4 protein-coding genes are annotated in these 3,769 nt (G+C 75.2%); 2 read left to right on the top strand and 2 right to left on the bottom strand.

What is annotated here, in order from left to right; genetic code table 11:
- On the top strand, positions 1–556 hold a 556-nt coding region (locus tag AADR41_RS41515; protein ID WP_342287614.1), incomplete at its 5' end, for a fumarylacetoacetate hydrolase family protein.
- 149 nt (positions 557–705) lie between these two features.
- On the opposite strand, the gene AADR41_RS41510 is transcribed toward AADR41_RS41515, so the two are convergent.
- Entirely contained in the window at positions 706–1,185 is a 480-nt protein-coding gene (locus AADR41_RS41510) for a heme-degrading domain-containing protein (protein WP_342287612.1), read from the bottom strand.
- Entirely contained in the window at positions 1,182–2,450 is a 1,269-nt protein-coding gene (locus AADR41_RS41505; protein ID WP_446751209.1) for a Gfo/Idh/MocA family oxidoreductase, read from the bottom strand. The genes AADR41_RS41510 and AADR41_RS41505 overlap by 4 nt, the downstream gene beginning before the upstream one ends.
- Before the next feature lie 56 nt (positions 2,451–2,506).
- Between AADR41_RS41505 and AADR41_RS41500 the strand changes: the two genes are divergently transcribed.
- Complete coding sequence (locus AADR41_RS41500) at positions 2,507–3,628, top strand: ROK family transcriptional regulator (RefSeq protein ID WP_342287610.1); 1,122 nt, start codon at positions 2,507–2,509, stop codon at positions 3,626–3,628.
- The last annotated feature ends 141 nt before the right edge of the window (positions 3,629–3,769 follow it).

Genomic DNA, 3,769 nt, shown 5'->3' with positions numbered 1-3,769 from the left:
CCCCCCCCCCCCCCCCCCCGCCCCCCCCCCCCCCCCCACGGTGCTGGTCCCGCGCGGCAGCGTCAAGACCGACTGGGAGGTCGAGCTCGCGGTCGTCATCGGGCGCACCGCCCGCTATCTGGAATCCGCCGAGGAGGGGCTCGCGCACGTCGCCGGGTACGCGACCGCGCACGACGTCTCCGAGCGCGAGTTCCAGATCGAGCGCGGCGGCACCTGGGACAAGGGCAAGAACTGCGAGACGTTCAACCCGCTGGGTCCGTGGCTGGTGACGGCGGACGAGGTCGCCGACCCGCAGGCGCTGTCGCTGAAGCTCTGGGTCAACGGCGAGCTGAAGCAGGACGGCACGACGGCCGACCAGATCTTCCCGGTGGGTGAGGTCGTCCGGTACCTGAGCCACTTCATGACGCTCTACCCGGGCGATGTGATCAACACCGGAACACCGGCCGGGGTCGCCCTCGGCCGCCCCGAGCCCAAGCCGTATCTGCGGGCCGGGGACGTCGTCGAGCTGGAGATCGCCGGGCTGGGACGGCAGCGCCAGGAGCTCAAGGACGCGTAGCGGGTACGGAGGGACGGGCGGGACGGGGCCGGGCGACCGCCCCGCCCGTCCCTCCGCACGGAGTCACGCGTCGGTCACGCCCCAGCCGGGCGCCGGCCGGGCGTCGACCAGGCGCCGGCGGGCGTCGACCGGGCGCCAGCACGCTTCAGTCACGCACCGAGCGTCGCCGCGAACCGGTCCAGCGCCGCGACCACCATGGCGTGGTCCTCGGCCTGGGGCAGCCCCGAGACCGTGACCGAGCCGATGACGCCCGCGCCCTCGACCGCGATGGGGAACGAGCCGCCGTGCGCGGCATAGACGTCCGGGTCCAGGCGCGAGGAGTCCTCGAAGGTCGTCCCCTTCGCCCGGAATCTGGTCCCGACCAGGTAGGAACTCTCGCCGTACCGCTCCACGACCCTGCGCTTGCGGTCGATCCAGGCGTCGTTGTCCGCGCTCGAACCCGGCAGCGCGGCATGGAACATCTGCTGTGCGCCGCGCCGGATGTCGATCGCGACCGGGGCATGGCTCTCCCGGGCCATCGCGACGAGCAGGGCGCCGAGGGCGTACGCCTCGTCGTAGCCGAAGCGCGGCAGTGTCAGCCGGCGCTCCTGGGCGATGAGCTCGGGGACGGTCGGAGCTGTGTGGCTCATGCGGGCTGCTCCTCGGTGTCGGGGAAGTCGGCGGAGTCGGTGGCGGACGGGGCCGTCGTGGCGGGCAGTTTCACGGTGACGCCCTCGCGGGCCGAGCGGCGGGCCGCCTCCAGGACATCCAGAGCGGCCGCCGCCTGAAGGGCGGTCACCGGATTTTCACCCGTTCCGCGCAGCGCCGCGGCCACCGCCGCGTAGTACCCGGGGTAGTCGCCCGGCAGCGAACGGACCGGGGTGCCGCCGCCCGTCAACGGGGACTCGCCCGAGCCGATCCGGCCCCACAGCGCCTCGGGCTCCTCGCCCCACGGCCGGTCCGCCGCCGGACGCAGGCCCGCGCGCAGATCGGCCTCCTGCGGGTCGAGACCGTACTTCACGTAGCCGGCACTCCGGCCGAGCACCCGGAAGCGCGGGCCGAGCTGGGCCGTCGTGGCACTGACGTACAGATGCGAGCGCACCCCGTTCGCATGGGTGATCGCGATGAACGTGTCGTCGTCGGCGGCGGCACCCGGGCGGCGTACGTCGGACTCCGCGTACACCAGCGCCGCCGGTCCAAACAGGGTGAGCGCCTGGTCGACGACATGGCTGCCCAGGTCGTACAGCAGCCCGCCGATCTCCTGCGGGTCGCCCGACTCGCGCCAGCCGCCCTTCGGCTGCGGCCGCCACCGCTCGAAGCGGGACTCGAAGCGCTGTACGTCGCCCAGCGCACCGTCCGCGATCAGGCGGGCGAGAGTCAGGAAGTCGTTGTCCCAGCGACGGTTCTGGAAGACCGAGAGGAGCAGCCCGCGCTCCTCGGCCAGGGCCGCGAGCGCCCGCGCCTCGGCCGCCGTACCGGCGACCGGCTTGTCCACGACGACCGGCAGACCGGCCTCCAACGCGGCGGTCGCGATCGGGACGTGGGTCTTGTTCGGCGAGGCGATCACGATCAGATCGAGCGGGCCGAGCGGGCCGCTCGGATCGGGGGCGTCGGGGCCGTCCGTACGCTCCCACAGCTCCTGCGGCGACGCGGCGAACCGCACGCCGGGGAACTCGGCGCGCGCCTGCGCCCGCCGCTCCTCGTTCGAGGTGACGATCGTGTCGAGGACGAGACCGCCGGTCGCGGCGATCAGCGGGGCGTGGAAGACGGAACCCGCCAGGCCGTAGCCGACGAGCCCGACACGCAACGGGGCGCCGGCCGGCCCGGCGGTCCCGCCCGGGCCTTGGGCCCCGGACGCTGCGGGCGTCGCACGGGTCTCGTGGGTCGCGTTGCCAGTCGTGTCTGCGCCAGTCATGCCCGCCACTTAAGCAACGCTGTTGCCATAGTGCAAGCGACAGCGACAATGGTGTGGTGAACAGGAGCAATAGCGGCGCGAACCTGCCGACGCTGCGCAGCCACAACGCGGCGCTGGTGCTGGATCTGCTGCGGGCGGCGGGTGAGTGCGGCATCAGCAGGCTCGAACTCGCCGAGCGCACGGGTCTCACGCCACAGGCCGTCAGCAAGATCACCGCCCGGCTGCGGGCGGAAGGCCTGGCGGCCGGGGCGGGCCGGCGGGCGTCCACCGGGGGCAAGCCGCGCACCGTGCTGCGGCTGGTGCCGGACGCGGGGTACGCGGTCGGCCTGCACCTGGACCGCGACGAGCTGACGGCGGTGCTCGTCGACCTGTCCGGCGAGGTCGCCGCGAGCCGCACCGCCCCGCTGGACCTCGGCGCCCCGGCGGACCGGGTGCTCGCGGCGGCCACGGACGCGGTGACCGAGGTACGGGCCGGGGCGCCGGGGCCCGGGGCGGGGGACCGGCCGGTGCTCGGGGTGGGCGTCGCGCTGCCCGGTCCGCTCGATCACCGGGGCGGGGTGCTGCACCGCGTCACCGGGTTTCCGCAGTGGGACGGCTATCCGTTGCGGGACGCGCTCGCGGTACGGACCGGGCTGCCCGTCGTCGTCGACAAGGACACCAACGCCGCCGCCCTCGGGCTGGCGCTGCGGGCGGCGGGCGGCGGCGACTTCGCGTATCTGCACCTGGGGACCGGGCTCGGCGCCGGACTGGTACTCGGCGGAACGCTGCATCGCGGGGCCCGGACCGCGGCCGGTGAGTTCGGCCACCAGACCGTCCAGCTGGACGGGCCGGTCTGCGGCTGCGGGGGGCGCGGCTGCATCGAGGCGCTCTGCCTCGCCGCGGTCGCCCGGGGGGACGTCGCGGAGGCGGCCCGGGTGCTGGGGGCCGGCGCCGCGAACCTGGTCGGGCTGCTGGACATCGACCGGCTGGTGCTGGGCGGCCGTACGGTGGCCGCCGATCCGGAGGCCTACGTACGGGGCGTCCGGGCCGTGCTCGACGAGCGAGCCGCGCTGGGCGGCATGGACGCCCCGGTACCTGTGACCGCCGCCGTAGGAGGCGACCGACCGGTCGCCGAAGGAGCCGCCCAGCTGATTCTGGCCCCCCTCTTCGGCCGGGCGGGCGGCGCGTACGGGGTGTGAGCCGGGGAGACGGAGGCGGCGCGGACGCCGGCCGGGCGGTGTGTACGGGGCGCGGGCGAGGCGGGCGGGAGGGGACGGACGGGGCGTGGGCCCCGGGTGGCTGGCTGGGCCGACCGGGCGGGCCGGTGGCGCGTGGTGGGG

The sequence above is a fragment of the Streptomyces sp. CLV115 genome (assembly GCF_038448545.1).
Classification (GTDB): Bacteria; Actinomycetota; Actinomycetes; order Streptomycetales; family Streptomycetaceae; genus Streptomyces; species Streptomyces sanglieri.
Note: the sequence above shows the minus strand (reverse complement) of the source record. Positions and strands in the feature narration are given on the sequence as shown.

What these genes read in the sequence shown, in the direction of transcription:
- AADR41_RS41510 (WP_342287612.1), bottom strand. Translation starts at nt 1,185, where the DNA reads ATGAGCCACACAGCTCCGACCGTCCCCGAGCTCATCGCCCAGGAGCGC.
- AADR41_RS41505 (WP_446751209.1), bottom strand. Translation starts at nt 2,450, where the DNA reads ATGACTGGCGCAGACACGACTGGCAACGCGACCCACGAGACCCGTGCG.